Consider the following 23,033-nt stretch of genomic DNA (forward strand, 5'->3'; position numbering starts at 1 on the left):
CTGAGACGGGCTCAGGGAAGGCGGTGCATCATCAGCCGTGCATCCTCGCCATAGCTCGACAGCTTCGCGGCAAGGCCGGGCCCGTCGACAGCCTCGAACCCCTGCCGCCGCCAGAAACCGCAGGAATTGTTCACGGCCACGAGGCTGAGATGGGCGAACCCTGCGTCCCGCGCCGTGGCCCTGAGCTGGTCGACGATGGCCCCGGCCGCGCCCGAGCCGCGCGCTGACGGCAGCAGGGCGAGGTCGTGGATGTAGAAAGTGTCGGCCGCGACCGGCACCCCCCCGAGATGGGCGTTGAGCGGCGGGCAGGAGCCGGAAAGCCACGGGTGGCTCAGCACATAGCCGGCAAGCCCGTCTCCACGGTCCCCGTCAGAATGGCCCCCGTTGCCATGGACGAGCACGCGGCAGCCGTTCGGACAAAGCTCCCGTCGCTCGGCGAAGACGGTGTCGTCCTCCGGGAAGTCGGGATGGACGGCAGCGGCGATGCGCGAGACGGCGGCAAGGTCCGCCGCGGTCATGGCGCGCCAGGCAAACGCGGTCATGGCCGCGCCCGACGCCACTGCTTCTCGACGTGCTTCGGCTTCGCCGCGAAGGTGATGTCACCCGAACGGGCCACCTCCTTCTCCAGGCGGGCATGGCGGGCGGCGATGCGCGCGAGCTTCGCCCGGCCCGCCTCGGTCCGCTCGATGCGGCGCGACAGCAGGTCGAGATCGCGGATCGCCCCCATCAACTCGCCGATGCGATCGAGCCGGCCCGCCTTCGGCTGGGCCCCGCGCGGACGGACTTCATCCAGCGCCTCGACCAGATGCAGGCAGTCCTTGATGCGCTTGCGCGCATCGTGAAGCGTCTCCTCGGCCGGCTTGGCCTCGTAGGTCCGATAGGCGCGGCGTGCCTTCCCATAGGCGCGCGCCACGGCCTTGGCGAGGTAGTGCTTCGGGGCGTCTGCCGGCGCCAGGCGCGCGATCACCCGGGCTTGGCGCTGCAGCGCGCCGCCAAGCGCAGCGAGGTCCACCCTCTCGCCCCGCGGAGCGCCCGGCCCCCGCGCGCCGACGGCGCGGGCGGCCTCCTCCAGCGCATGGGCGTCGCGCAGCGGCGCCAGCGTATGGGCGAAAGCGCGCAGGAAGCCGTTCTCGCGCTCCACGGCCCGCTTGGCCAGCGGCCTGAGCGCGCGCAGCAGACTGCGGGACCGCTTGATGTGGCGGCGGGCGAGATGCACCGCCTTCACCTGATCCTTCTCGGAGCCGAGCAACCGCCCGGCGGCGCGGGCGTGAGCCCCCGCCGCCAGCGCCAGATCCCTCGCCTCCGCGACCGGCCTCATGCGGCGACCCCCGTCCCGATCGGGCAGGAGACGCCGGTGCCGCCGAGCCCGCAATAGCCGTGCGGGTTCTTGGCGAGGTACTGCTGGTGATAGTCCTCGGCGAAATAGAAGGTCGGGGCGTCGACGATCTCGGTGGTGATTGCGCCGTAGCCCCTGGCCGCCAACGCCCTGGCATAGGCTGCCTTCGACGCCTCGGCGGCGGCCCGTTGCGCCGGCGTCGTCACGGAGATGCCAGAGCGATACTGCGTGCCGACATCATTGCCCTGCCGCATGCCCTGCGTCGGGTCATGGCTCTCCCAGAAGGTTGCGAGAACCTCGCCGGTCGTTAATTGCGTCGGATCATAGACCACCAACACCACCTCATTGTGCCCGGTGAGACCCGAGCAGACCTCTTCATAGGTCGGGTTGGGCGTGACGCCGCCGGCGTAGCCGACGGCCGTCACGAAGACGCCCGGCAACTGCCAGAACTTGCGCTCCGCACCCCAGAAGCAGCCGAGGCCGACGACAAGGCTCTCCATCCCGTCGGGATAGGGACCCTTGAGTGGACGACCGTTGACGAAGTGCCGCTCGGCGGTGGGGATGGCGATGGCGCGGCCCGGCAGCGCCTCGGCGGCGGTGGGCAGGGAGAGCTTCTTCCTGATTCCGAACATGGATGACCTCCTGATGCCCCTCATTCGCGCCGACGTCGACGAATGTTACCCGCCAGCGCAAGCCCCGCCAACATGGGTCCTCTGCCGGCGATCCACAACACGCCTGCGTGAGCCGGCATGTCCTCACCCGATCGTGGCTTGCCGCGCGAGGACGCGCCGGTGCCAATGCCGACCGGAGCCTTGAGGAGACCTGCGGCATGCTGGACCGGCCCTTCATCCTGAGTCAGAAGTCCGCCCGCGATCTCTCGCGCCGCAGCCTCGTCGCGGCCCCCGCCTTGCTGCTCATCGCCCGGCCGGCGCTGGCCCAGGGCCATCCGACACCCTCGCAGACGCGCGGTCCCTACTATCCCGTGACCAAGCCTGCGGATTCCGATCTCGACCTGACGCAGGTCGCCGGCCGGCCCCGCCGCGCCGAGGGTCAGGTGATCGAGGTGACGGGACGCGTGCTCTCCGCCCGCAGCGGCCCGCTGCCGGGAGTGACCGTCGAGATATGGCAGGCCGACCATCAGGGCCGCTACCATCATCCGCGCGAGAGCGCCGGCATGGCCGATCCCAACTTCCAGGGCTTCGGCGCGGTGCGCACCGCCGCCGGGGGCGCCTATCTCTTCCGCACCATCCGCCCGCGCTACTACGGCGCAGGTGCCATGACGCGGACGCCGCACATCCACTTCCGCGTGGTGGCGGCGGGCCGGCCTGACCTCGTCACCCAGATGTACTTTCCCGGTGAGACGATGAACGCCCGCGATGCGCTGTTCCGCTCGCTGGGCAGCGAAGCTGCCCGCGATGCCCTGACGGCACGCGACGAGCCCGCGGATCTGCCGCGCTTCCGCTTCGACATCGTTCTGCCCTGAGACCTCAGCGGCGGCCGATGACGCCGATCTGCGGCTCGCGGCGCCGACCGGCGAGCATCAGCAGCGCGCCGAGTACCAGCCCGACCGCCGCCGTGGGCAAGGCGAGCAGCGTCAGCGCGACAGGGTCCCACAGCCATTCGGGGCCGGAGGCCTGCAGCGCCTTTTGCGCCTGGCCGAGGCTGTCGAGATGGATGGCGCGCCACGTGTCTGAAACGCTCGTCATGAGCAGCCGCTGCCCGGCGATCGAGCGCGTCCCGTCGATCACCAGCGCCACGAACCCCGCGGCGATCAGGAGGAAGCCGGCGAGGCGGAGCGGGAATCGGATCATGGCTCTCGGTGGGCTGGACTGCGGCGAGTTAACGTAACGGCACCGGCTGCCGCAAGCCCCATCCGCCTGGAAGCCTCCGAGCCGCGCGCCACGGACGAAGAACAGCACCGTGACGAGGGCGAAAGATGGGGATGAGGATCGCCCCCAACCAGGCCACGTAGCCGAAGAACGAGGGCATCCTCGCGCCCATGTCCTTGGCGATCGCATAGACCTTGAAGTTGGGCGCCGGCCATCACGACCGTCGCGGCGAACGGTGCCCTGGTCGTCCAGAAGGAGTCTACCCCCTTCAGGAAGCCCACGATGAACGACGGGGCGCCGAGCGGGTCAGCGTCCCGCCGCTGTTCGACACGATGAAGATGGTGCGGACCGCCGACTGGCGATTGCGGCGGGGCGGACGATCCGCTAAACACGTTTCGCGGCATGCACCCGTAGCTCAGCTGGATAGAGCGTTGCCCTCCGAAGGCAAAGGTCACACGTTCGAATCGTGTCGGGTGCGCCACTCTTTTCAAGATCTTGGATGGTCTTGCCGTTCCGGCGATCGCCGGAGGAACACGGCGCGTGTCTGACCAATTGTGCAAGGGGACGATCGTCGGCTGATCCCGCCACCGATGGGCGGAGAATTCTGGAACGCGCGGGCGTCCAGGCCGACGATGCCCGCCCGTCGAGGCGCATTTTCCCGCTGGAAGCGCAGATCAGACGCTCAGGGCATGGTCCACGGCAAAGCCTGTGGACGACGGGGCCTGAGCGCGGGCGAGGACGTCCGACACGCATGAGACGGGCACCGGAGCCTGAAGCCCCGGCGCCCTTCCCTGGCGTGCAGCGCGACCGTTACTGCGTGCGCAGCAGCGGGCACTGGCTCTGCGCCGCCGGCACGAAGGCCTGCTCGCCCGGCACACGCGAAACGATCTTCAGGAGATCGTCCGGATTCTGCATCTCACCAGGCGCCTTGGCGACGGCGAAGAGAACGTCGCGCATCAGGCGGCCGTCGGCCCGGATGCGGGCGCCGCGCGTGAAGAAATCCTCGACAGGCATCTCCCGCATCTTCGCCAGAACCGGCCCGGTCTCGACTGTACCCGCCGCCTGGACCGCCCGCAGATAGTGCCTCACGGCGCTGTAGACATTGGCCTGGGGGTCCGTCGGCATGCGGCTCGTCTGCCGGCGGAAACGATCGGCGAAGGCGCGTGTCTCGTCGTTCTCACCCCAGTAGTAGGACAGGACGACAGGCATGCCCTGGGTGGCCTGGCTGCCGACCGCCTGGATGTCGACCGTGGTCATGGAGAAGGGAACATAGCGTTGGCCGGAGGCGCGGATGCCGAACTCGTCCGCCTGCTTGACCGAGTTGACCATGTCGGAGCCGCCACCGATAAAGCCGATGTTCTTGGCCCCTGAGGTCTGTGCGCGCAGCAGGAAGGATGAGAAGTCCGGCGTGCCGAGCGGGAAGCGAACGGCACCGAGCACCTTGCCGCCAGCCGCCTCGATCATCCTCGTGGCATCGGCCTCGATGCTGTGGCCGGCGGCATAGTCGACGGTGAGAAAGTACCAGCTATTGCCGCCTGTTTCGTGGGATCCCTTCACCGTCAGGTTCGAAACGACGTAGCCGTCGTTCGCCCACTGCATGCCGTGGGTGGAGCACTGGGCGCCTCCGATCAGGGCGCTCGAGGCCATGGAGACGAACAGCAGCCGGTCCTTGTCCTGCGCCACCTTCTGCACGGCAAGCGCCACGCCGGAGGAATAGATGTCGAAGATCGCGCGAACACCTTGAACGTCGTACCACTCGCGGGCGAGCGAGGAGCCGAGATCCGGCTTGTGCTGGTGGTCGGCCGCAAGCACTTCCACCGGCCGCCCGAGAACGGTGCCGCCGAGGTCCTGCACGGCCATGCGCGCGGCGGCCACCGAACCGGGACCGGTGATGGACGAATAAGGGCCGCCCTGGTCGTTGAGTACGCCGATGCGGATGGGGCCGCTCCCCTGCGCGAGAGCCGTGGTTGCCAGGGGTAGGGACAGCATCGCGCTTGCAGCGAGCGCCAGTGCGACAGGCCGCATGGCACGGCCTTTGCCGGTCATGAATGTCATGGTTTCCTCCTTGCCGGCGTCGCCGGCCCTTGTTGATCCTTGGCTCGGGCCATTGCCCGTTCGTTCGTCAGAGCAGGGCTTTCAGCTGTTCCTTCTTCACCTTGCCGGTCTCGGTCATCGGCAGGCTGTCGACGAAGCGCAGTTCGGGCCGCTTGTAGGAGGACATCATCGAGCCCATCCAGTCGGCGAAGGCCTTCTGGCCGGCAGCGTCGCGCTGTTCCTCCGGCAGCCAGACGAAGGCGACGGGTACCTCGCCCTTGGCCTCGTCTGGACGGCCGACGACGCCAGAGCCGAGCAGGCCGGGATACTGGCCGAGGATGGCCTCCAGCTCGCCCGGAAAGACGCTCATTCCATTGACCTTGAGCATCTCCTTGCGGCGGCCGAGGAAGTGCAGGAGGCCGTCCGCGTCGTAGACGCCGATGTCGCCGGTGTGGAACCAGCCGTTGCGGAACACCTCCGCATTGGCGTCCGGCCGGTTCCAGTAGCCCTTGAACAGGGACGGCGAGCGGATGCAGATCTCGCCCTCCTCGCCCAGCGCCTTGAATGCCCCCGTCTCGAAGTCGCAGATCTTGAACGCGGTGCCCGGCACCGGAAAGCCGACGAAGACCGGTTGCGAATTGAGGTCGAAGTCGTCCTCGTCAAGACCGTAGTTCATGGTGTCGCAGGTATGGGTTTCGGTCATGCCCCAGGCCACCTCGCGGATGGTGGAGCCGGTAACCGCTCGCCAGCGCTGCCTGAGATCGGGATTGAGCTTCTTGACGAAGGAGATGCCGCCGGTGCGCTCGAGGCTGGTCAGGTCGTATTTCGGCCGGTCCGGATGGTCGAGGATGTCGACGGCGCCGTCCACCAGGAAGCTCGCATGGGTGACCTTGTAGCGGTCGATCGCCGCCATTGACGCGACCGGGTCCCAGCGGTTGAGCAGGACGCAGGTGCAGCCGGCGAAGACGGGGAAGATGACGCCGAACACCTCACCCGCCACCCAGAACACCGGCAGGTAGCAGAGGTAGGTCGAATCCTTCGTGGTGCCGAGCGAGAAGGGCACGGTGGTCGCGGCCGTGTAGACCATGTCGCCCTGGGTGTGGATGCAACCCTTGGGCATGCCGGTCGTGCCGCCTGTGTAGTTGAGTGCGGCGATGTCATCGGACGAGACCGGCTCCAGCGGGACGAATCGGCCGGTGAAGGCCTTCAGTGCCGGCATCAGGTCGATGGTGCCCTCGGGCACGCGCTTCGGCACCGCGAGTGATGCAGGCGCGGGAATCTCCGGCTGTGCCGGTGCCGCTTCCGCGAGCGAGGTGACGATGACGTGCTTCAGGCCCGTCGTGCCTATCACCTCGGCAACGGTGTCGTGGAGTTGGTCGAGAGCCAGGATGACGGTCGCGCCAGTGTCGTTCAGTTCGTAGAGCAGCTCCGGCGCCTTGAACATCGGGTTCACCGGCACATGGACGGCGCCCAGCTTCAGAATGCCGTAGAAGGCGATGAGGAACTGTGGGCAGTTCGACATGAAGAGGGCGACACGGTCGCCTTTGGTCACCCCTAGCGACTGCAGGAGTTGCGCGAAGGCATCGCTCTGCCGGTCCAGTGCGGCGAAGGTGGTGACCGCGCCGTAGAAGTTGATCGCCGCCTTGTCAGGCTGGATCGCGGCCCAGCGGGACAGATACTCGGTCAGCAGCCCGTTCCCGAACGGATACTGCGGCTGACGCGGCAGCTCCTTCGGCCAGCGGCGATCCTGCACCGATGACACCATGGCGAGATAGGTCTTCTCGTCCAAGCGATCCTCCAGGGTTCCTTCTTGTCGTTGGAGGTCAGGCTGACCCTGTCGCGTCGAAAAATCAATAGGCCTATTGATTGTTGATCATCCGACAGCCATCCCCCACCCGGCGGATGTCAGACGCCGGATGCGGCGTGTGGTCTCGCCATCGTTGCCGTCATCGCGGCGGGCGATTCCGTCGGCGGCCGCGCCATCAGGCCGGCAAAGACGATGTCCACGACGGTGTCGGCGAAGGAGCGGATGCAGGCGGGATTGGTCAGATCGACGCCGTATATGTCCTCCACGATAGGGTGCAGTGCGAAGCTCAGCGATGCCGCTGAGGTGATGGCGTTGGTGACGTCGTAGATCGGCCGGCGCGGGATGGCGCCCGCATCCATCGCCTCCTGCAAGGCCTGGTCGAAGACGCCGAAGCCCGGGGCCAGATAGGTCTCGACCAGCCATTTCAGCCGTGGCGTGCGGGTGGTGCCCTCCTGCACGACGATCCGGACATAGTCGGGACTCTCGGCATTGGCCTCGACCAGCCGACGGATCAGCGCCTTCAGCTTGTCCACCGGTTCGAGGCCGACGAGGTCACGCGCCTTGGCCTTGAACAGGCGGCCGCGCCGGTGCATCAGCCGGCGCATCGCCTCCTCCCACAGCTTCGACTTCGAGCCGAAGTGATAGTGGACCATGGACTGTGTGAGACCGGCCGCCTCGGCGATCTGCCCGGTCGTGACCGCCTCGAAGCCATGCCGCGCGAAGAGCGCGATACTGGCGTCGAGGAGCTGGTCGCGCGTCTGGTCGCGACCCTCCCTCTCGGCGAGCTTGGGACGCCCCGGCGGCCGCTTTCGCTTCGGGTTTGCCGACGCGGATTCGACAGTGGTCTTGTCGCTAAGTGTCATGGATGATGGGCTGCACCCGAGGACTGGTCTGGCGATCGATGCTATCAGCCGGACGGACGAGCACAATAATTATTTAGTCTATTGATTTTGGGGATGTAGTCCTTAGCATGGCCACAACGAGCCGGCCCATGGCTCCCGAAACGACAATGACCTCCCCCAACGGAGGCAGGCCAAGGAGGATTGCGATGAGCGCCAGCGGCGTTCCCGACCGCGACACCTGCGTGCTTGCGAACCTCGTCGACCGCCACGCCGCGGCAACTCCCGACAAGGCCTTCGTGGTGCTGCCGGACGGCAGCGAGATCAGCTACGCCGCGCTGCGTGCCGATGTCCGCTCCACGGCGCGGGCCCTGCAGGACCTTGGGGTCGCCCAGGGCGAGCATGTGCTGGTCTGGATGCCGAACGGCGCCGACGCGTTGCGCATCTGGTTCGCCATCAACTACATCGGCGCCGTCTACGTGCCGATCAACACGGCCTATCGCGGCGGCATCCTCGAGCACGTCGTGCGCAACTCCGGCGCGCGATTGATGATCGCCCATGGCCAACTCGCAGGGCGCCTGGACGAGGCCGACAAGGCGGCCCTGAAGTGCGTCGTCGTGGCGGCCGGCGATGTTCCCGCTATTGCCGGGCTCGAGGTACTCGACGCCACCGCCCTGCGCAGTTCCGGCGCGGTGCTGCCACTGGCACGGCCGGTGGAGCCGTGGGATACCCAGTCCATCATCTACACATCCGGCACCACCGGTCCCTCCAAAGGGGTGCTGTCGTCCTATGCGCACCTCCATGCCATGGGCACCTCTCTTGCATCCGGCCGGGATGGCACCTCCTTCGTCGGCCCCGACGACCGCTTCATGGTCAACCTGCCGATGTTCCACGTCGGCGGCACGGCGCCAACCTATGCGATGCTGGTCGCGGGCGGGGCCATCGCACTGCTCGATGCTTTCGAGACCTCGACCTTCTGGCAGACGGTCGCCACGACCCGGACCACGGTGGTCATCCTGCTCGGCGTCATGGCCTCCTTCCTGATGAAGGAGCCGGTGCGCGCGGACGAACGCGACACACCGCTGGCCAATGTCATCATCATTCCGCTCGGAGCGGAGGGCGTCGCCTTCCGCGAGCGCTTCGGCATGACGACGCGCACACTCTTCAACATGAGCGAGGTCTCCTGCCCGCTCATCGCCGACGAGAACCCCACCGTCGTCGCCACCTGCGGCAAGCCGCGAAAGGGCGTGCAGCTTCGCCTCGTCGACGCCCATGATTGCGAGGTGAAGCCCGGCGAGATCGGCGAACTCGTCATCCGCACCGACGCGCCCTGGGCGCTGAACCATGGCTACAACGCCAATCCGGAGGCCACCGCTGCCGCCTGGCGCAACGGCTGGTTTCATACCGGCGATGCCTTCCGCATCGATGCCGAGGGCAACTATTTCTTCGTCGACCGCTTCAAGGACGCTATCCGCCGGCGCGGCGAGAACGTCTCTTCCTTCGAAGTGGAGCTGGAAGTCTCCGCCCACCCCGCCGTGCGCGAGGCGGCCGTCGTCGCCGTACCGAGCGAATTCGGCGAGGACGACATCCTGGTCGCCGTGTCGCTCGCCGAGGGCCAGAGCCTCGAACCGGCCGAGCTCCTCGCCTTCCTCACCCCGCGCATGGCCCATTTCATGGTGCCGCGCTACATCCGCATCGTGGACGAGCTGCCGAAGACACCAACCCGCAAGGTCGAGAAATATCTCGTTCGCCAGTCCGGCATCACCCCCGACACCTGGGACCGCGAAAAGGCCGGCATCCAGGTCCGGCGCGAAAAGCTGGCCGGCTGAGAACCCATCCCCCGCCCCATTCATCGTCGTCAGATTCGAAAGCCCGCATGTTCAAGAAAGTGCTGATCGCCAATCGTGGCGAGGTCTCCATCCGGGTGGCGCGGGCGCTGGCGGATCTCGCCATCGCCTCGGTGGCGGTCTTCTCCACCGACGACAGGGCGTCCCTCCACGTCGTACGGGCCGACGAGGCCGTGGCTCTGCCGGGGTCGGGAGCCGCCGCCTATCTCGACATCGCAGCGGTCGTTGCCGCCGCTGTGGAGACCGGTTGCGACGCAGTTCACCCCGGCTACGGCTTTCTCGCTGAGAATGCGGATTTCGCCCGCGCCTGCGCGGTGGCCGGCCTCACCTTCATCGGCCCGGCGCCGGCGACGCTGGCGCTGTTCGGCGACAAGGCGGCGGCGCGCCGGCTCGCGGCCGAGGTCGGCGTTCCGCTCGCCGCCGGCACCTCCGGCGCGACGACGCTCACCGAAGCGGAAGCCTTCATGGCCTCGCTCGGCGGCCGGCCAGTCATGGTCAAGGCGCTCGCGGGCGGCGGCGGGCGCGGCATGCGCATGGTCGAGCGCCCGGAGGCGCTGGCGGAGGCCTTCCGGCGTGCGGCCTCCGAGGCGAAGGCCGCCTTCGGTTCCGACGCACTGTATGTCGAGGAGCTGATCCGCCCCGCGAAACACGTCGAGGTGCAGATCCTCGGTGATGCCGGTGGCAACGTCATGCATCTCTTCGAACGCGAGTGCAGCCTGCAGCGCCGGCACCAGAAGCTGGTGGAGATCGCCCCCGCGCCCGGCCTCGATCCCGCATTGCGCGACGAGATCTTCGCCGCCGCCGTGGCGCTCGCCCGCGCGGCGGGGGTGCGTACGCTGACCACGATGGAATTCCTGGTGGACGAGGCGGCCGGCCGCTTCGTCTTCATGGAGGCCAATCCGCGCCTGCAGGTGGAGCACACGGTGACCGAGGAGATTACCGGCGTCGACCTCGTGCAGACGCAGGTGCGCCTCGCGGCGGGAGAGACGCTGGCCTCGCTCGGTCTGTCGCAGGACGGCGTTCAGACCCGCGGCGTCGCGGTTCAGTTGCGCGTCAACATGGAGCGCATGGCGGCCGATGGTGGCGCCACGCCGACCGGCGGCACGCTCACCGCCTTCGATCCGCCGGGCGGCGCCGGCATCCGGGTCGAGACCTTCGGATATACCGGCTATCGCACGGCGACGAGCTTCGATTCCCTGCTCGCCAAGGTCATCGCCCACACCCCATCCGGCGGCTGGCGCGCCGCAGCCGGCAAGGCCTTTCGGGCTCTCGCCGAATTCCGCGTCGAGGGTGTCGAGACCAATCTCGCCGTATTGCAGGCGCTGCTCGCCGACGAGGATGTGCTGGCCGCACGGGTCGACACCGGTTTCGTCGAGCGCCATGCGGCAAGGGTGATCGCGACGCCGCGTGTCACGCGCCTTGCTGCCGGGGCCCCTGCACAGGCGTCCGGGAAAGCGGCGGCCGCGGGACCGGACGGCACCGAGCCCGTGGTCTCCCCGATGAGCGGGCGCATCGTCTCCATCGATGTTGCCGAGGGCGAGGCGATCGCCGCCGGTCGTCAGGTCGCCGTCATCGAGGCGATGAAGATGGAACACGTCGTCATCGCCGACCGGTCCGGTATCGTCCGCGCCCTGCCGCTCCGGGCCGGCGACCAGGCCGATGCGGGGGACGCGCTGGCCTTCGTCGAACCCGCCCACATCGCCGCGGAAGCCTCGGTCGAGGATGACGCCGATCAGGCAGGCCGCATCCGCGCCGATCTCGCCGAAGTGCTGGACATGCACGACGCGCTCGAGGACCACCGCCGTCCCAAGGCGGTGGCGCGGCGTCGCAAGACCGGCCAGCGCACGGCGCGCGAGAACATCGTCGACCTGTGCGATGCCGGCAGCTTCATGGAGTACGGCGCCCTGGCGCTCGCCGCCCAGCGCCGCCGCCGCAGCCTCGCCGAACTGCGTGAGATGAGTCCGGCCGACGGGCTCATCTGCGGCGTCGGCACCGTCAATGCTGGCCTCTTCGGCGAGGAGGCAGCGCGCTGCATGGCCATGACCTACGACTACACGGTCTTCGCCGGCACCCAGGGCTTCATGAACCACAAGAAGATGGACCGCATGTTCCGCCTCGCCGAGGAACAGCGCCTGCCCATCATGGTCTTCGCCGAGGGCGGCGGCGGCCGGCCGGGCGAGACCGACTACATGGGCGTCGCCGGCCTCGACGTGCCGACCTTCCGCGCGCTGGCCGCACACAGCGGCCGGGCGCCGACGGTGGCCATCGTCTCGGGGCGATGCTTTGCCGGCAATGCGGCCATCGCGGGTTGCTGCGACGTGATCATCGCCACCGAGAATGCCAACCTCGGCATGGGCGGCCCGGCGATGATCGAGGGCGGCGGCCTCGGCGTCTTCACGCCGGAGGAGGTCGGCCCCATGGCCGTGCAGGTCCCGAACGGCGTGGTCGACCTGCTGGTGGCCGACGAGGCCGCAGCGGTCGCGGCGGCGAAGCAGTACCTCGCCTATTTCCAGGGTCCCACCACCGAGTGGAGCGCTGCCGACCAGGAGGCGCTGCGTCGCGCCATCCCCGAGAACCGCCTGCGGTCCTACGACGTCCGCGCGGTGATCGACACGCTCGCCGACGAGGGTTCGGTGATGGAGCTGCGGGCCGCCCACGGCATCGGCATGATCACCGCCCTCATCCGCGTCGAGGGGCGGCCCATGGGCCTCATCGCCAACAATCCGAAGCATCTTGGCGGCGCCATCGACGCGGAAGCGGCGGAGAAGGGCGCGCGGTTCCTCGATCTCTGCGAGACCTATGGCCTGCCGGTGCTTTCGCTCTGCGACACGCCGGGCTTCATGGTCGGCCCGCCGGCGGAGGAGACGGCGCTGGTTCGCCGCGTCTCCCGCCTGTTCCTCGCCGGCGCGGCGCTGACCGTTCCGCTGATGACCATCGTGCTGCGCAAGGGCTACGGCCTCGGCGCCCAGGCCATGGCGGCCGGCTCCTTCCGGGCGCCCGTCTTCATCGTCTCCTGGCCGACCGGCGAGTTCGGCGGCATGGGCCTCGAGGGCGCCGTGCGCCTCGCCTACCGCAACGAGCTCGCCGCCATCGCCGACCCCACCGAACGCGAGGCGACCTACCAGCGCCACGTCGCCGAGCTCTACCAGAAGGGCAAGGCGGTCAGCATGGCGGCCTTCCTGGAGATCGACGGCGTCATCGACCCGGCGGAGTCACGTCGCTGGATCATGCGGGCGCTGAAATCAGCAGCCCCCGTTCGGAAGGGCGAAGGCAAGCGGCGGCCCTACGTGCCCGCCCGCTGAACAACCCCGATGGTCCGGCGGTCAGTGAGAACGGGAACGCGGATGGCGTGGACGATCACCTGTCGACCTGGTTGGCGAGCGCGCAACAACAGGCGTGGCCAGGGGGACTGGCCGCACCGTTGACGCCGAAGCCCAGGGTGTGGGGACGCCGACCAATCGACGTGGCCGAAGCCGTATGGCAGGCCGAGAACGATCTCTCCGGCCAGTTGCGCTTTCCGGCCGGAGCTGACGCAGTTGCGCTGGCGCGCGCGGCTTGAACAAGACGTCCGCACCAGTCACACTTTTCCGCTGTGACTGGCCCGGCCTCCGGGGAATCCGTCGGAACAGCAAACCCATGCGCGTGCCCGGCTTCCTCAGCGTGAGGCGCCAGCCTTGCCACCGGCCAGGCAAGCGGCGAAACAATGCGTTCGGGGCGCGCGCTCGTCAGACGGGCACCCCTGCGCCCCATGATCGGGGGAGACGACCGATGGCTGAAGGATTGAACGACCCGGAGACGCGCCGGAAGACGATCACCGCCCTGCTGATCGTCGCGGTCCCCATGTTTGTCTTCGGCTACCTGATGGCGCTCTGGTACGGTCTCCCGAATTTCGCGCTGTTTCTCGGCGCCTGCACGGCCGGCATGGCCCTCGGTGCAGCCGGAGTAATCGCCCTCTTCGGCCCCGGCGCGCCGACGGCGTTCGCGGTCATCGCGACGGTCGCGACGATCCTGGCCGCACTGTTCGGCCGGTAGTGCGTCGCGTCAGGCCGCGTCGCGTTCGCCCGGGTCCAGCGTCGCCCACCCTGCGGGTGTGCCGGTGTCGGGAAGATCGGCGCGCTCGTTCCTGGCGTGAAGGATATGAGCCTTGGCGAGCATGTGCGCGCTCACCGGCGCCGTCAGGAACAGGAAGAGCGTGATCAGCAGTTCGTGGATCGAGGGACTTCCGCGCAGGATCGCGAAATAGACCATCGAGGCGATCAGCAGGGCGCCGATGCCGAGCGTGGTCGCCTTGGTCGGGCCGTGCAGGCGACGCATCATGTCCGGCAGCTTGGCGAGGCCGAGGGCGCCGACGACGAGGAAGAAGGCCCCGATGAGGATGAGCGCTGCCACCAGCGCTTCAACGAGCGGATGCATGGCGACCTCCTATTCGATCACGTTGCCGCGAAGCAGGAACTTGCAGAAGGCCACGGTGGTCACGAACCCCACCATGGCGAACAGCAGCGCCGCCTCGAAATACATGGACGAGCCATAGGCGATTCCGGCCAGCACGATGAGCGCGATGGTCTCGATCACCAGCGTGTCGAGCGCCAGGATCCGATCGGTGGCGTCCGGCCCGACGACGAGCCGGTACAGGGTCAGGAGAATGGCCAGGCAAGTCGCGCCCAGCGCAATGGCGATGGCGGTGGCGATCATTCGAACATCCTTTTCAGCCGGCGTTCGTAGCGCATCTTGATGCCCGCGACGGTCGCATCGGGATCGTCGGTGTCGAGGCAATGCACCAGCAGCGCCTTGCCGTCGGCGGACAGGTCGGCACTTACCGTGCCGGGGGTCATGGTGATGGTGCCGGCGAGCACGGCGATCGCCTCTGGGGTCGTGAGGTCGAGGGGGATCGTGACATAGCGCGAGCGCAGGCCGTCGCCCCGGCGGAACAGGATCAGATAGGCCACCTGGACGTTCGATACGACGATGTCCCACAGCACGACGAGGCCATACTCGGCGATCGCCAGCGGGGATTTGAGGCGCGGCCGTCCGGGCCAGAACGGCGCGGTGGCCCAGGGAATGATCAGGCCGAGGATGAGGCCGAGCACGACCACGCCCGCCGACACCTCGTTGACGAGGAGAATGAAGACCAGCGCGACCAGGACGGTGAGCAGGGGATGGGGCAGCAGGCGCGTGCGCATGTCAGTCTCCTGCCTTCAGGCGCGCATCAGGCCCCAGAACCGCACCGATATAGGCCTGGCGGTCGAGGGCCTGCCGCGCCGTGAGCTGAAGCGCGTCGATAGCGGGGCCGGCCGCCACCGTCCATCCGATGGTGAGGCCAAGGAGCAGCAGCACCGCCGCCAGGGACGGCGCCGGCACCGGCGGCCGCGCCTCGCCCTTTGGTCCGCTGGCCCAGAACAGGATGGAGCCTGCCCTTGCGAAGCCGAAGGTCATGAGCAGGCTTGCAGCGAGGATGAAGGTCCAGATCCAGGGCCAGGACACGGCCGAGCGCGACGCCTCGAGGATCATCACCTTGCCGATGAAGCCGGACAGCGGCGGCAACCCGACCATGGCGATGGCGGTGAGGAAGAAGAGGCCGCCCATCAGCGTCTCGCCGGCGATGGCCGGGGCGATCGAGAGGCGATCGCCGGCCGCACCCCTCTGCTCCTGGACGAGGCCGGCGATGAGGAAGAGCGCGGCGCCGGCGAACGTCGAGTGGACGAGGTAGTAGAGGCCGGCTGCAAGGCCCCGCACGTCGAACAGGCCGATCGCCGTCAGGAGCGTGCCCATGGAAGCGATGACCGCGAAGGCGGAGAGGTCGCGCAGGGTGCGGCTGCCGAGGAGGCCGGACGTGCCGACGGCGAGGGTCGCCAGGGCTGCCGGGATCACCAGCGGCGCCGCGGCATCAGCCAGCGGTCCCGCACCGGCACCGAAGACGAGGCCATAGACGCGGATGATGGCATAGGCGCCGACCTTGGTCATGATCATGAACAGCGCGGCGGCAGGCGCCGAGGTTCCGGCATAGGTGGCCGGAAGCCACCAGTGCAGCGGCACCAGGGCGGCCTTGGTGGCGAACACCAGGAACAGCAGCAGGGCACCCGCCTTGAGCAGGCCGGCATCGGCCGCAACGACCTGCGGTACCTTCACGGCAAGGTCTGCGATGTTGAGCGTTCCGGTCACCGCATAGATCAGCCCGACGCCGACGAGGAAGACCGTGGAGGCCAGGAGATTGAGAGCGACGTAGTGGAAGCCCGCCTTCAGGCGCGCCGCACCGCCGCCGTGCAGCATCAGCCCGTAGGAAGCGATCAGCATCACCTCGAAGAAGACGAAGAGGTTGAAAACGTCGCCGGTCAGGAAGGCGCCGTTGATGCCCAGAAGCTGGAACTGGAACAGCGGATGGAAATGCCGCCCCCGCCCGTCCGTGCCGCCCGCCGCGAAGATGACGACGCAGAGCGCCAGAACGGCGGAAAGCAGAAGCATGGTCGCCGACAGGCGGTCGAGGACGAAGCTGATGCCGAAGGGCGCCGGCCAGCTGCCGAGCTGATAGGCGCGCGTCCCGCCGCCGGAAAAGGCCATTCCCGCGAGCACGGCGGCGAGCCCGACCAGAAGTGCGGTGACGACGATGGAGACGATGCGCTGACGCCTGAGGTCGTGGCGCAGGGCGAGCACGAGGAAGGCAGCCGTCATCGCCGGCAGCACCGCCGGCAGGATGATGAGCTGGTCGAGCGCCGGGATCATGCCTCGTCTCCCGTTCCTGGACGCGAGGCCTCCAGGTCGCAGCGGTCGGAGCCCGTCTCCAGATAGCCGCGCAGGGCGAGAACCACGATGAGCGCCGTCATGCCGAAGGAGATGACGATGGCCGTCAGCACCAGCGCCTGCGGCAACGGGTCGGCGTAGCCCGCGGCGTCCGGCACGATGACCGGCGGGCGGTCGATGGTGAGGCGGCCCATGGAGAACAGGAAGAGGTTGACCGCATAGGACAGGAAGGTCAGCCCGAGGATCACCGGGAAGGTGTGGGCCCGCATCAGGAGATAGACGCCGACCATCGTCAGGATGCCGATCGCCGCGGCGACGAGAAATTCCACGGTTCAGATCTCCTTCGCGCCGGTAGCGGCTGCCCGCGATTCCAGCGGTATGTCCATGGCGTCCGTACTTTCGGACGGCGGGTCGATGCGCCGGGAGATGCGCGACAACTGGGCCAGCGACAGCACCGTGACTCCGACAACGGTCAGGAACACGCCGAGATCGAAGGCGATGGCCGAGGCCACCTCGAACTTGCCCACCACTGGCCACTCCAGATAGCCGAAGGTGGAGGTGAGGAATGGCCGGCCGAAGGCGAAGGCGGCAAGGCCGGTCAGACCGGCGATGGCGACGCCGGCGCCGATCACGCCCTGCGCATCGACCTTCATCCGCTCGGCCGCCCAGGTGTAGCCCGAGGCGATGTACTGCATGATGAGGGCGATCGCCACCACGAGGCCGGCAACGAAGCCGCCGCCGGGCTGGTTGTGGCCGCGCAGAAAGATATAGGCCCCGACCGCCAGGGACAGCGGCAGGAGGACACGCGTCGCCACGACGAGGATCAGGGGATGGGCGTCCCCGGATTCCTCGTTCGGCCGCAGTGCCTTGATGCGCCGGATGGCGGCGCCCTTCAGTGCGGGATCGAGCAGGGCGTAGATGGCGAGCGCGGCGATACCGAGGACGATGATCTCGGCGAAGGTATCGAAGCCGCGGAAGTCGACGAGGATGACGTTGACGACGTTCGTGCCGCCGCCGCCGGGCTTCGACTGCGCCAGGAAGTAGTCGGAGATGGACGGCCCGTTGCGGGTCATCACGCCATAGGCGAGCACGGCGACGCCGAGACCCGTCACGCCTGCGATGATGCCATCCCGCAGTTGCACCGCGCGGCTCTCCTGCTGAGGCGTCGCCTTCGGCAGAAGGTTAAGCGCCAGCAGAAGCAGGATCGTGGTGACGACGTCCACGGAGATCTGGGTCAGCGCGAGGTCCGGCGCGGAGAATTGCAGGAAGGCGAGCGCCACCACCACGCCGACGACCCCGGTGAGGATCAGCGCCATCAGGCGTGCGGCGTGGAACAGCAGAACCATGCCGCTCGCCACGACGAGCGCCAGGAAGATGGTCGCCGCGGACAGACTGACCGGCAGGAGCGGCCGCGTTCCGGCGAGATGGCTCGTCGTCCAGAAGCCGTAGGCGCCCACCGCGACGAGGGTCACCATCGTCACGCCCATGTAGCGGGGGAGCGATCCGTTCTGCAGTGCATCGCTGATCTTCCGGCTTGCGGCCAGCAAGGCCATGGTCGTCTTCTCGAACATGGCGCGTGCATCGGGGTGCGGCAGTCCCGCGCGCACCGCCTCCGCCCGCCTGTAGGCGAGAATGAGCGCAGCGCCTCCGGCGAAGGCGACGAGGCTCATCACGAGCGCCGGCGTGATGCCGTGCCACAGCGCGAAGTGATAGTCCGGCAGCGGGCCGCCGACGACCGATCCGGCCACCAGACGCACCAGGGGACCGGCGACCTGCTCGGGGAAGAGGCCGATGGCGATCACCGGCGCGATCAGCACGGCCACGGGCAGCCACATGCCGACCGGCGGATCGTGCGGATGATGCGGGTAGTCGTGCCGTTTCGGGCCGAGGAAGGTGCCCACGGCGAAGCGGACGGAATAGGCGACGGAGAAGACCGCGGCGAGGGTCGCGAGCGCCGGAAAGAGGAAGGGCAGGCCGGCATAGGTCGTATGGGCCGCCTCTTCGAGCATCATCTCCTTCGACAGGAAGCCGTTGAACAGCGGCACGCCGGCCATGGACGCCGCGGCGAGGAGCGCCAGCGTGCCGGTAATCGGCATCAACACGAGAAGACCGCCGAGGCGCCGGATGTCGCGGGTGCCTGTCTCGTGATCGACGATGCCCGCGCTCATGAAGAGGGCGGCCTTGAAGGTGGCGTGATTGATGATGTGAAACACCGCAGCCATGGCGGCCATGGGCGTGCCGAGGCCGAGCAGCATGGTCATGAGGCCGAGATGGCTGACGGTGGAGAAGGCGAGCAGGCCCTTCAGATCATCCTTGAACAGGGCGATCACCGCCGCGATCAGCATGGTGGCGAGCCCGACCGGCGCGACGATGAGGAACCATATCTCCGTACCGGCCAGCACCGGCCACAGCCGCGCCAGCAGGAAGACGCCGGCCTTCACCATGGTCGCCGAGTGGAGATAGGCCGAGACCGGGGTGGGTGCCGCCATGGCGTGCGGCAGCCAGAAGTGGAAGGGAAACTGCGCCGACTTGGTGAAGGCGCCGAGCAGGACCAGGAGCAGCGCCGGCAGGTAGAGTGGCGAGGCGCGCACGATCTCGCCGCGGGCGAGGATGTCGGTGAGCTGATAGGAGCCCGCAGCCTCGGCCAGCAGCAGGAGACCTGCGATCAGCGCCAGTCCGCCGCCGCCGGTGACGACCAGCGCCATGCGCGCACCCTGCCGGGCTTCGGCGCTCTTCTGCCAGAAGCCAATGAGCAGGAACGAGGTCAGGCTGGTCAGTTCCCAGAAGACGAGTAGCAGAATGACATTGTCGGACAGCACCACGCCGACCATCGCCCCCTGGAACAGGAGGAGATAGGCGAAGAACCGGCCCATGGGATCCTCGCGCGACAGGTAGTAGCGCGCATAGACGATGACCAGGAGGCCGATGGTGAGGATCATCGCCGCGAAGAAAAAGCCAAGCCCGTCCGCGAAGACCGAGAGCGACAGTCCGATCCCGGGAACCCAGGGCACGCTCGCCTTCGGCACCTGTCCGGAGAACACCTCCGGCGCATGGGACAGGAGGAGGACGAGGGCCAGCAGCGTTACCGATCCCGTCGCCGCGGCACAGGTGTTGCGACCCGATCGGATCAGCAGCGGCGGAAGGAGTGCTCCCAGAAACGGCAGCAGGACTACGAGCAGCAATGTCATGCGTCAGTCGCCTCGGCGGACCTGATGGCTGTCGGGAGGCGGCCCTGCGGCTGCGCGGAAGAGGGTTTCATCTGGACGAAGGTGAAGCAAGACAAGGGAATTCGCGGTCCGCATGATTGACGAGATGGCTCGGTCAAGAAATGACCTCCTTTGGCCCGCACTGTCCAGAGGTCAACTCGCCAACCAGCCGGCGCCCTCTGTCATCGCCGCGACAGGGCGCGACGGAGAAGGGCTCGCAAGGCCGTCCGCGGAATCCGGCGCGGCACCCCGACTACGGACGCGGGTCATCCAGCGGAATGTGACATCCTGTCCTGCGACAACGCGGCCGCAGCGGGTAGTCGATGCCGCGACGCGTCCCGCACTATCGAGAGTTTCGCTGTACCAGCATCGCTCTCGCCTTCTTCTCAAGTTCGAGAACCAGGAGAGTGAGGACACCGGCTCCGATCACCAGAATCCCATCCATCAGCGCGACGGGTCGTGTCTGGAACAGGGTCTGCAGCGGCGGCGCATAGGTGAAGCAGAACTGCGCGACGACGGTCAGTCCGACGCCCGCGAGCACGGCCTTCGTGCCGAGAACGCCCCGCCAGGTCAGCGACGGGCCGTGAACATAGCGCACGCTGAACAGGTAGACGATTTCCATCACGACGATGGTGTTGACGACGATGGTCCGCGCCTCCTCGATCGGCAGTCCGCGCTGCTCCGCCCGGAAGAACATGGCGAAGGCGACGAGGGAGAACAGCGACGACGCGAAGACGATGCGCCAGACGAGTTCGCCCGACAGAAGCGGGGCGTCACGTCGCCGCGGCGGACGCTCCATGCTGCCCGGCTCCGCCGGCTCGAAGGCAAGCGTCAGGCCGAGGGCGACTGCGGTGACCATGTTGACCCACAGGATCTGCACCGCCGTGATCGGCAGCGTCCATCCCAGGGCGATCGCCCCGAGAATGATCATCGCCTCGCCGCCATTCGTGGGCAGCGTCCAGCCGATGACCTTGCGCAGATTGTCGTAGACCGTCCTGCCCTCTTTGACCGCGGCGACGATGGACGCGAAATTGTCGTCAGCGAGCACGATCTCGGCCGCCTGCTTGGCGGCTTCGGTGCCCTTCTGGCCCATGGCCACGCCCACGTCGGCGCGCTTCAGCGCCGGCGCATCGTTCACCCCGTCGCCGGTCATGGCCACAGTCAGGCCCTGCGCCTGCAGGGCGCTGACGATGCGCAGCTTGTGCTCGGGCGAGGTGCGGGCGAAGACGGTGGTGTCGCGCAGGGCGACGGCGAGTTGCGCGTCGTCCAGCCTGTCGACGTCGTCGCCCGTCCGGACAACGGGCTGATGGGCGAGCCCGAGCTGCTGGCCGATCTCGCGCGCGGTCACGGCGTGGTCGCCGGTGATCATGATCACGCGGATCCCCGCGGCATGGCACTCGGCGATCGCCTGGACCGCCTCCTCTCGCGGCGGGTCGATGAACCCGACAAGGCCGAGGAGGATCAGGTCCGGGCCGATGTCGTCGAAGGCGAGCGTCTGTTGTCCCGGCTTTGCGGGGACCGTGGCGAAGCCGAGGACGCGCTGTCCCTCCGCCGCAAGCTCGTCCGCCCTGGCGTGCCACGTCGCGCGATCGAGGGGCGACGTGCCGGTCTCGCCCTGCTCGCTCGACGAGAGCGCCAGGATGCGCTCCGGCGCACCCTTGACCAGAATGAAACCGCGTCCCTGATGGTCGTGGTGCAGCGTCGCCATGAAGCGATGGGCCGCGTCGAATGGAATTTCGTCGGTGCGCGGCAGGGATTTGCGAAGGGAGGGAACGTCAAGGCCACCCTTTTCGGCGAAGGCCACGAGGGCGCCCTCCATCGGGTCCCCGTCGACGGTCCAGACCCCGTCCGACTGGCGCAGGCCCGCGTCATTGCAGAGGGCGGCAGCGCGCATCAGCCCCGAAAGGCGCGGGTCGTCCTCCGGATTGATGTCCAGCCCGGCCCGGCTGATGGCACCGTCCGGACCATAGCCCACCCCGGCGACCTCATATTGGACGCCGTCGACGAACGCCGAGCGGACCGTCATCTCGTTGCGTGTCAGGGTCCCGGTCTTGTCGGAGCAGATTACCGAGACCGAGCCCAGCGTCTCGACGGCCGGCAGCAGCCGGATGATGGCGCTTCGACGCGCCATGCGCTGGACGCCGACGGCGAGAGTGATGGTGAGGACCGCGGGCAGGCCCTCCGGGATGGCCGAGACGGCCAGTCCCACGACCACCATGAAGGCTTCGCTCGCCCCATAGCCCCTCGCCCAGACAGCGAAGGCGAAAGCCGCGGCCGAGACGACCAGGATGACCACCGTCACCTGTCGCGCAAAATGCTCCATCTGCGCGAGAAGCGGTGTCTGCAACTGCTGAATCCGCCCCAGAAGCTGGCCGATCCGGCCGAGTTCGGTGCGAAGGCCCGTTCCCACAACAACGCCGGTGGCCTGACCCGTGGCGACAAGCGTGCCCGAATAGGCCATCGACCGACGGTCGCCGAGAGAGGCGTCCGGGTTCACGGGCGCGACAGCTTTCTCGACCGGCACCGATTCGCCGGTCAGCACCGCCTCGTCGATCTTCAGGTTGCGGGCGCGGATCAGCCGGAGATCGGCGGGAACGCGGTCGCCGGCCTCCAGATGCACGATGTCGCCGCTCACAATGTCGTCGGCCGCCACCGTCAGGCGCGCGCCGTCGCGGAAAACCGACGCCTTGGGATCGATCATGGCGCGGATGGCGTCGAGCGCCCGCTCCGCCTTCCCTTCCTGAACGTAGCCGACGATCGCGTTGATGAGGACCACGCCGCCGATGACCGCGGCATCGACGACATGGCCGAGAATCGCCGACGTGACGGCCGCCGCGCACAGGATGTAGATCAGCAGGTTGTGGAACTGCATCAGGAAGCGCACGACAACGCCCCGGCGCTTCTCTTCCGGCAGACGGTTCGGCCCATCCCGAACGAGGCGCGCCGACGCCTCGGACCCGCTCAGGCCCGACGGCGTGCTGTCGAGGGCTTCAAGGCAGGCTTCGGCTGTTGCCGCATGCCAGATCAGGGGACCTTCCATCATGACTGCCATGTTCTTTCCCGTCTCGCCGTGGGGGATCTCGCGCCTCCGTCGGAGACGCTCCGTCTCGATGCGGACCGCGGCCCGGCGGGCGCGCTGCGCCCTGCCCGGCGGATAAGATGGCGCAGCGCGAGACGACGGTTTGACGCAGGGCAAGAGCTGCCCGCGACATTTCACCGCTTCCCCGGGGTGACGCCGGGTCTCCGTCCGACGAGCTGGCGGGCAAACCTAGGTGTTTAGTCCCGGCATTTGCTGGAGCGGATCGAGCGTGAACCTCTGGGGCTCCGTTGTCCATCGTTTGCAGATGAACTCGTAGGGAGTGAGGCCGTTCAGGGTCTTCAGGCGCCGGCCGAAATTGTA

At 68.0% G+C, this 23,033-nt stretch carries 19 protein-coding genes, 1 tRNA gene and 2 pseudogenes; 6 read left to right on the top strand and 16 right to left on the bottom strand.

Translation table 11 applies throughout. The features are described from left to right. Positions 1-11 precede the first annotated feature (11 nt). Genes ACJ4V0_RS13035 through msrA form a run of 3 tightly spaced genes read right to left on the bottom strand, consistent with a single transcriptional unit; the run spans position 12 to position 1,968 of the window. Positions 12-542 (bottom strand): GNAT family N-acetyltransferase, encoded by a 531-nt coding sequence (locus ACJ4V0_RS13035; RefSeq protein WP_448300002.1) that lies wholly within the window; start codon positions 540-542, stop codon positions 12-14. Next, the gene (locus ACJ4V0_RS13040) at positions 539-1,318 is read right to left on the bottom strand and encodes a CHAD domain-containing protein (protein WP_448300003.1); all 780 of its coding nucleotides are present in this window, start codon (positions 1,316-1,318) and stop codon (positions 539-541) included. The genes ACJ4V0_RS13035 and ACJ4V0_RS13040 overlap by 4 nt, the downstream gene beginning before the upstream one ends. Further along, a complete protein-coding gene (gene msrA, locus ACJ4V0_RS13045) occupies positions 1,315-1,968 on the bottom strand; it encodes a peptide-methionine (S)-S-oxide reductase MsrA (protein ID WP_448300004.1) in 654 nt (217 codons plus the stop codon). The genes ACJ4V0_RS13040 and msrA overlap by 4 nt, the downstream gene beginning before the upstream one ends. A 197-nt stretch (positions 1,969-2,165) precedes the next feature. On the opposite strand from msrA, the gene ACJ4V0_RS13050 reads away from it, so the two are divergent. Beyond that, the gene (locus tag ACJ4V0_RS13050) at positions 2,166-2,819 is read left to right on the top strand and encodes a dioxygenase family protein (RefSeq protein WP_448300005.1); all 654 of its coding nucleotides are present in this window, start codon (positions 2,166-2,168) and stop codon (positions 2,817-2,819) included. Between the two features lie 4 nt (positions 2,820-2,823). Here ACJ4V0_RS13050 and ACJ4V0_RS13055 read toward each other — a convergent pair whose 3' ends face one another. Both ACJ4V0_RS13055 and ACJ4V0_RS13060 read right to left on the bottom strand, forming a co-directional pair. Next, positions 2,824-3,147 (bottom strand): hypothetical protein, encoded by a 324-nt coding sequence (locus tag ACJ4V0_RS13055; protein ID WP_448300006.1) that lies wholly within the window; start codon positions 3,145-3,147, stop codon positions 2,824-2,826. Positions 3,148-3,175: 28 nt separating this feature from the next. Continuing rightward, entirely contained in the window at positions 3,176-3,337 is a 162-nt protein-coding gene (locus ACJ4V0_RS13060; protein WP_448300007.1) for a hypothetical protein, read from the bottom strand. A gap of 232 nt (positions 3,338-3,569) precedes the next feature. Here ACJ4V0_RS13060 and ACJ4V0_RS13065 point away from each other — a divergent pair. Then, a tRNA-Arg gene (locus ACJ4V0_RS13065) sits at positions 3,570-3,646 on the top strand. 329 nt (positions 3,647-3,975) lie between these two features. Here the strand turns inward: ACJ4V0_RS13065 and ACJ4V0_RS13070 are convergent. The 3 genes from ACJ4V0_RS13070 to ACJ4V0_RS13080 form a co-directional block, all read right to left on the bottom strand. Further along, positions 3,976-5,220: an ABC transporter substrate-binding protein gene (locus ACJ4V0_RS13070; protein ID WP_448300008.1), complete on the bottom strand. Its 1,245-nt coding sequence runs from the start codon at positions 5,218-5,220 to the stop codon at positions 3,976-3,978. Positions 5,221-5,287: 67 nt separating this feature from the next. Then, entirely contained in the window at positions 5,288-6,988 is a 1,701-nt protein-coding gene (locus ACJ4V0_RS13075) for an AMP-binding protein (protein WP_448300009.1), read from the bottom strand. 116 nt (positions 6,989-7,104) lie between these two features. Next, positions 7,105-7,869, bottom strand: coding sequence for a TetR/AcrR family transcriptional regulator (locus ACJ4V0_RS13080; protein ID WP_448300010.1), 765 nt, complete (start codon positions 7,867-7,869; stop codon positions 7,105-7,107). A 185-nt stretch (positions 7,870-8,054) separates the two neighbouring features. Here ACJ4V0_RS13080 and ACJ4V0_RS13085 point away from each other — a divergent pair, with 185 nt between their 5' ends. The 4 genes and pseudogenes from ACJ4V0_RS13085 to ACJ4V0_RS13100 all read left to right on the top strand — a co-directional run bounded on the left by ACJ4V0_RS13085 (position 8,055) and on the right by ACJ4V0_RS13100 (position 13,724). After that, positions 8,055-9,674: an AMP-binding protein gene (locus ACJ4V0_RS13085; RefSeq protein WP_448300011.1), complete on the top strand. Its 1,620-nt coding sequence runs from the start codon at positions 8,055-8,057 to the stop codon at positions 9,672-9,674. Positions 9,675-9,721: 47 nt separating this feature from the next. Beyond that, positions 9,722-12,994: an acetyl-CoA carboxylase family protein gene (locus ACJ4V0_RS13090; RefSeq protein ID WP_448300012.1), complete on the top strand. Its 3,273-nt coding sequence runs from the start codon at positions 9,722-9,724 to the stop codon at positions 12,992-12,994. A 158-nt stretch (positions 12,995-13,152) separates the two neighbouring features. Next, positions 13,153-13,251, top strand: a pseudogene (locus tag ACJ4V0_RS13095) (short-chain dehydrogenase/reductase); the annotation flags it as partial. A 209-nt stretch (positions 13,252-13,460) separates the two neighbouring features. After that, positions 13,461-13,724: a hypothetical protein gene (locus ACJ4V0_RS13100; protein ID WP_448300013.1), complete on the top strand. Its 264-nt coding sequence runs from the start codon at positions 13,461-13,463 to the stop codon at positions 13,722-13,724. A gap of 9 nt (positions 13,725-13,733) precedes the next feature. On the opposite strand, the gene ACJ4V0_RS13105 is transcribed toward ACJ4V0_RS13100, so the two are convergent. The 8 genes and pseudogenes from ACJ4V0_RS13105 to ACJ4V0_RS13140 all read right to left on the bottom strand — a co-directional run. After that, positions 13,734-14,105 carry a Na+/H+ antiporter subunit G gene (locus ACJ4V0_RS13105; protein ID WP_448300014.1) on the bottom strand — a complete coding sequence of 124 codons (372 nt, stop codon included), beginning with the start codon at positions 14,103-14,105 and terminating at the stop codon, positions 13,734-13,736. Between the two features lie 9 nt (positions 14,106-14,114). After that, on the bottom strand, positions 14,115-14,384 hold the full coding sequence (locus ACJ4V0_RS13110) for a K+/H+ antiporter subunit F (RefSeq protein ID WP_448300015.1): 270 nt from the start codon (positions 14,382-14,384) through the stop codon (positions 14,115-14,117). After that, positions 14,381-14,872, bottom strand: a complete 492-nt coding sequence (locus ACJ4V0_RS13115) for a Na+/H+ antiporter subunit E (protein WP_448300016.1) — start codon at positions 14,870-14,872, stop codon at positions 14,381-14,383. The genes ACJ4V0_RS13110 and ACJ4V0_RS13115 overlap by 4 nt, the downstream gene beginning before the upstream one ends. A 1-nt stretch (position 14,873) precedes the next feature. Beyond that, a complete protein-coding gene (locus ACJ4V0_RS13120; RefSeq protein ID WP_448300017.1) occupies positions 14,874-16,409 on the bottom strand; it encodes a monovalent cation/H+ antiporter subunit D in 1,536 nt (511 codons plus the stop codon). Continuing rightward, a complete protein-coding gene (locus tag ACJ4V0_RS13125; protein WP_448300018.1) occupies positions 16,406-16,756 on the bottom strand; it encodes a Na+/H+ antiporter subunit C in 351 nt (116 codons plus the stop codon). The genes ACJ4V0_RS13120 and ACJ4V0_RS13125 overlap by 4 nt, the downstream gene beginning before the upstream one ends. A gap of 3 nt (positions 16,757-16,759) precedes the next feature. Further along, positions 16,760-19,615: a monovalent cation/H+ antiporter subunit A gene (locus tag ACJ4V0_RS13130; RefSeq protein ID WP_448300019.1), complete on the bottom strand. Its 2,856-nt coding sequence runs from the start codon at positions 19,613-19,615 to the stop codon at positions 16,760-16,762. Between the two features lie 361 nt (positions 19,616-19,976). Continuing rightward, on the bottom strand, positions 19,977-22,685 hold the full coding sequence (locus tag ACJ4V0_RS13135) for a cation-transporting P-type ATPase (protein WP_448300020.1): 2,709 nt from the start codon (positions 22,683-22,685) through the stop codon (positions 19,977-19,979). 216 nt (positions 22,686-22,901) lie between these two features. After that, positions 22,902-23,033, bottom strand: a pseudogene (locus tag ACJ4V0_RS13140) (IS481 family transposase); the annotation flags it as partial.

The sequence above is a fragment of the Phreatobacter aquiterrae genome, assembly GCF_053471285.1.

Excerpts from the sequence above, each read along its gene's own strand:
- ACJ4V0_RS13035 (WP_448300002.1), bottom strand. The coding sequence starts at position 542 with ATGACCGCGTTTGCCTGGCGCGCCATGACCGCGGCGGACCTTGCCGCC.
- ACJ4V0_RS13040 (WP_448300003.1), bottom strand. The coding sequence starts at position 1,318 with ATGAGGCCGGTCGCGGAGGCGAGGGATCTGGCGCTGGCGGCGGGGGCT.
- msrA (WP_448300004.1), bottom strand. The coding sequence starts at position 1,968 with ATGTTCGGAATCAGGAAGAAGCTCTCCCTGCCCACCGCCGCCGAGGCG.
- ACJ4V0_RS13050 (WP_448300005.1), top strand. The coding sequence starts at position 2,166 with ATGCTGGACCGGCCCTTCATCCTGAGTCAGAAGTCCGCCCGCGATCTC.
- ACJ4V0_RS13055 (WP_448300006.1), bottom strand. The coding sequence starts at position 3,147 with ATGATCCGATTCCCGCTCCGCCTCGCCGGCTTCCTCCTGATCGCCGCG.
- ACJ4V0_RS13060 (WP_448300007.1), bottom strand. The coding sequence starts at position 3,337 with ATGGGCGCGAGGATGCCCTCGTTCTTCGGCTACGTGGCCTGGTTGGGG.
- ACJ4V0_RS13070 (WP_448300008.1), bottom strand. The coding sequence starts at position 5,220 with ATGACATTCATGACCGGCAAAGGCCGTGCCATGCGGCCTGTCGCACTG.
- ACJ4V0_RS13080 (WP_448300010.1), bottom strand. The coding sequence starts at position 7,869 with ATGACACTTAGCGACAAGACCACTGTCGAATCCGCGTCGGCAAACCCG.
- ACJ4V0_RS13085 (WP_448300011.1), top strand. The coding sequence starts at position 8,055 with ATGAGCGCCAGCGGCGTTCCCGACCGCGACACCTGCGTGCTTGCGAAC.
- ACJ4V0_RS13090 (WP_448300012.1), top strand. The coding sequence starts at position 9,722 with ATGTTCAAGAAAGTGCTGATCGCCAATCGTGGCGAGGTCTCCATCCGG.
- ACJ4V0_RS13100 (WP_448300013.1), top strand. The coding sequence starts at position 13,461 with ATGGCTGAAGGATTGAACGACCCGGAGACGCGCCGGAAGACGATCACC.
- ACJ4V0_RS13105 (WP_448300014.1), bottom strand. The coding sequence starts at position 14,105 with ATGCATCCGCTCGTTGAAGCGCTGGTGGCAGCGCTCATCCTCATCGGG.
- ACJ4V0_RS13110 (WP_448300015.1), bottom strand. The coding sequence starts at position 14,384 with ATGATCGCCACCGCCATCGCCATTGCGCTGGGCGCGACTTGCCTGGCC.
- ACJ4V0_RS13115 (WP_448300016.1), bottom strand. The coding sequence starts at position 14,872 with ATGCGCACGCGCCTGCTGCCCCATCCCCTGCTCACCGTCCTGGTCGCG.
- ACJ4V0_RS13120 (WP_448300017.1), bottom strand. The coding sequence starts at position 16,409 with ATGATCCCGGCGCTCGACCAGCTCATCATCCTGCCGGCGGTGCTGCCG.
- ACJ4V0_RS13130 (WP_448300019.1), bottom strand. The coding sequence starts at position 19,615 with ATGACATTGCTGCTCGTAGTCCTGCTGCCGTTTCTGGGAGCACTCCTT.
- ACJ4V0_RS13135 (WP_448300020.1), bottom strand. The coding sequence starts at position 22,685 with ATGGCAGTCATGATGGAAGGTCCCCTGATCTGGCATGCGGCAACAGCC.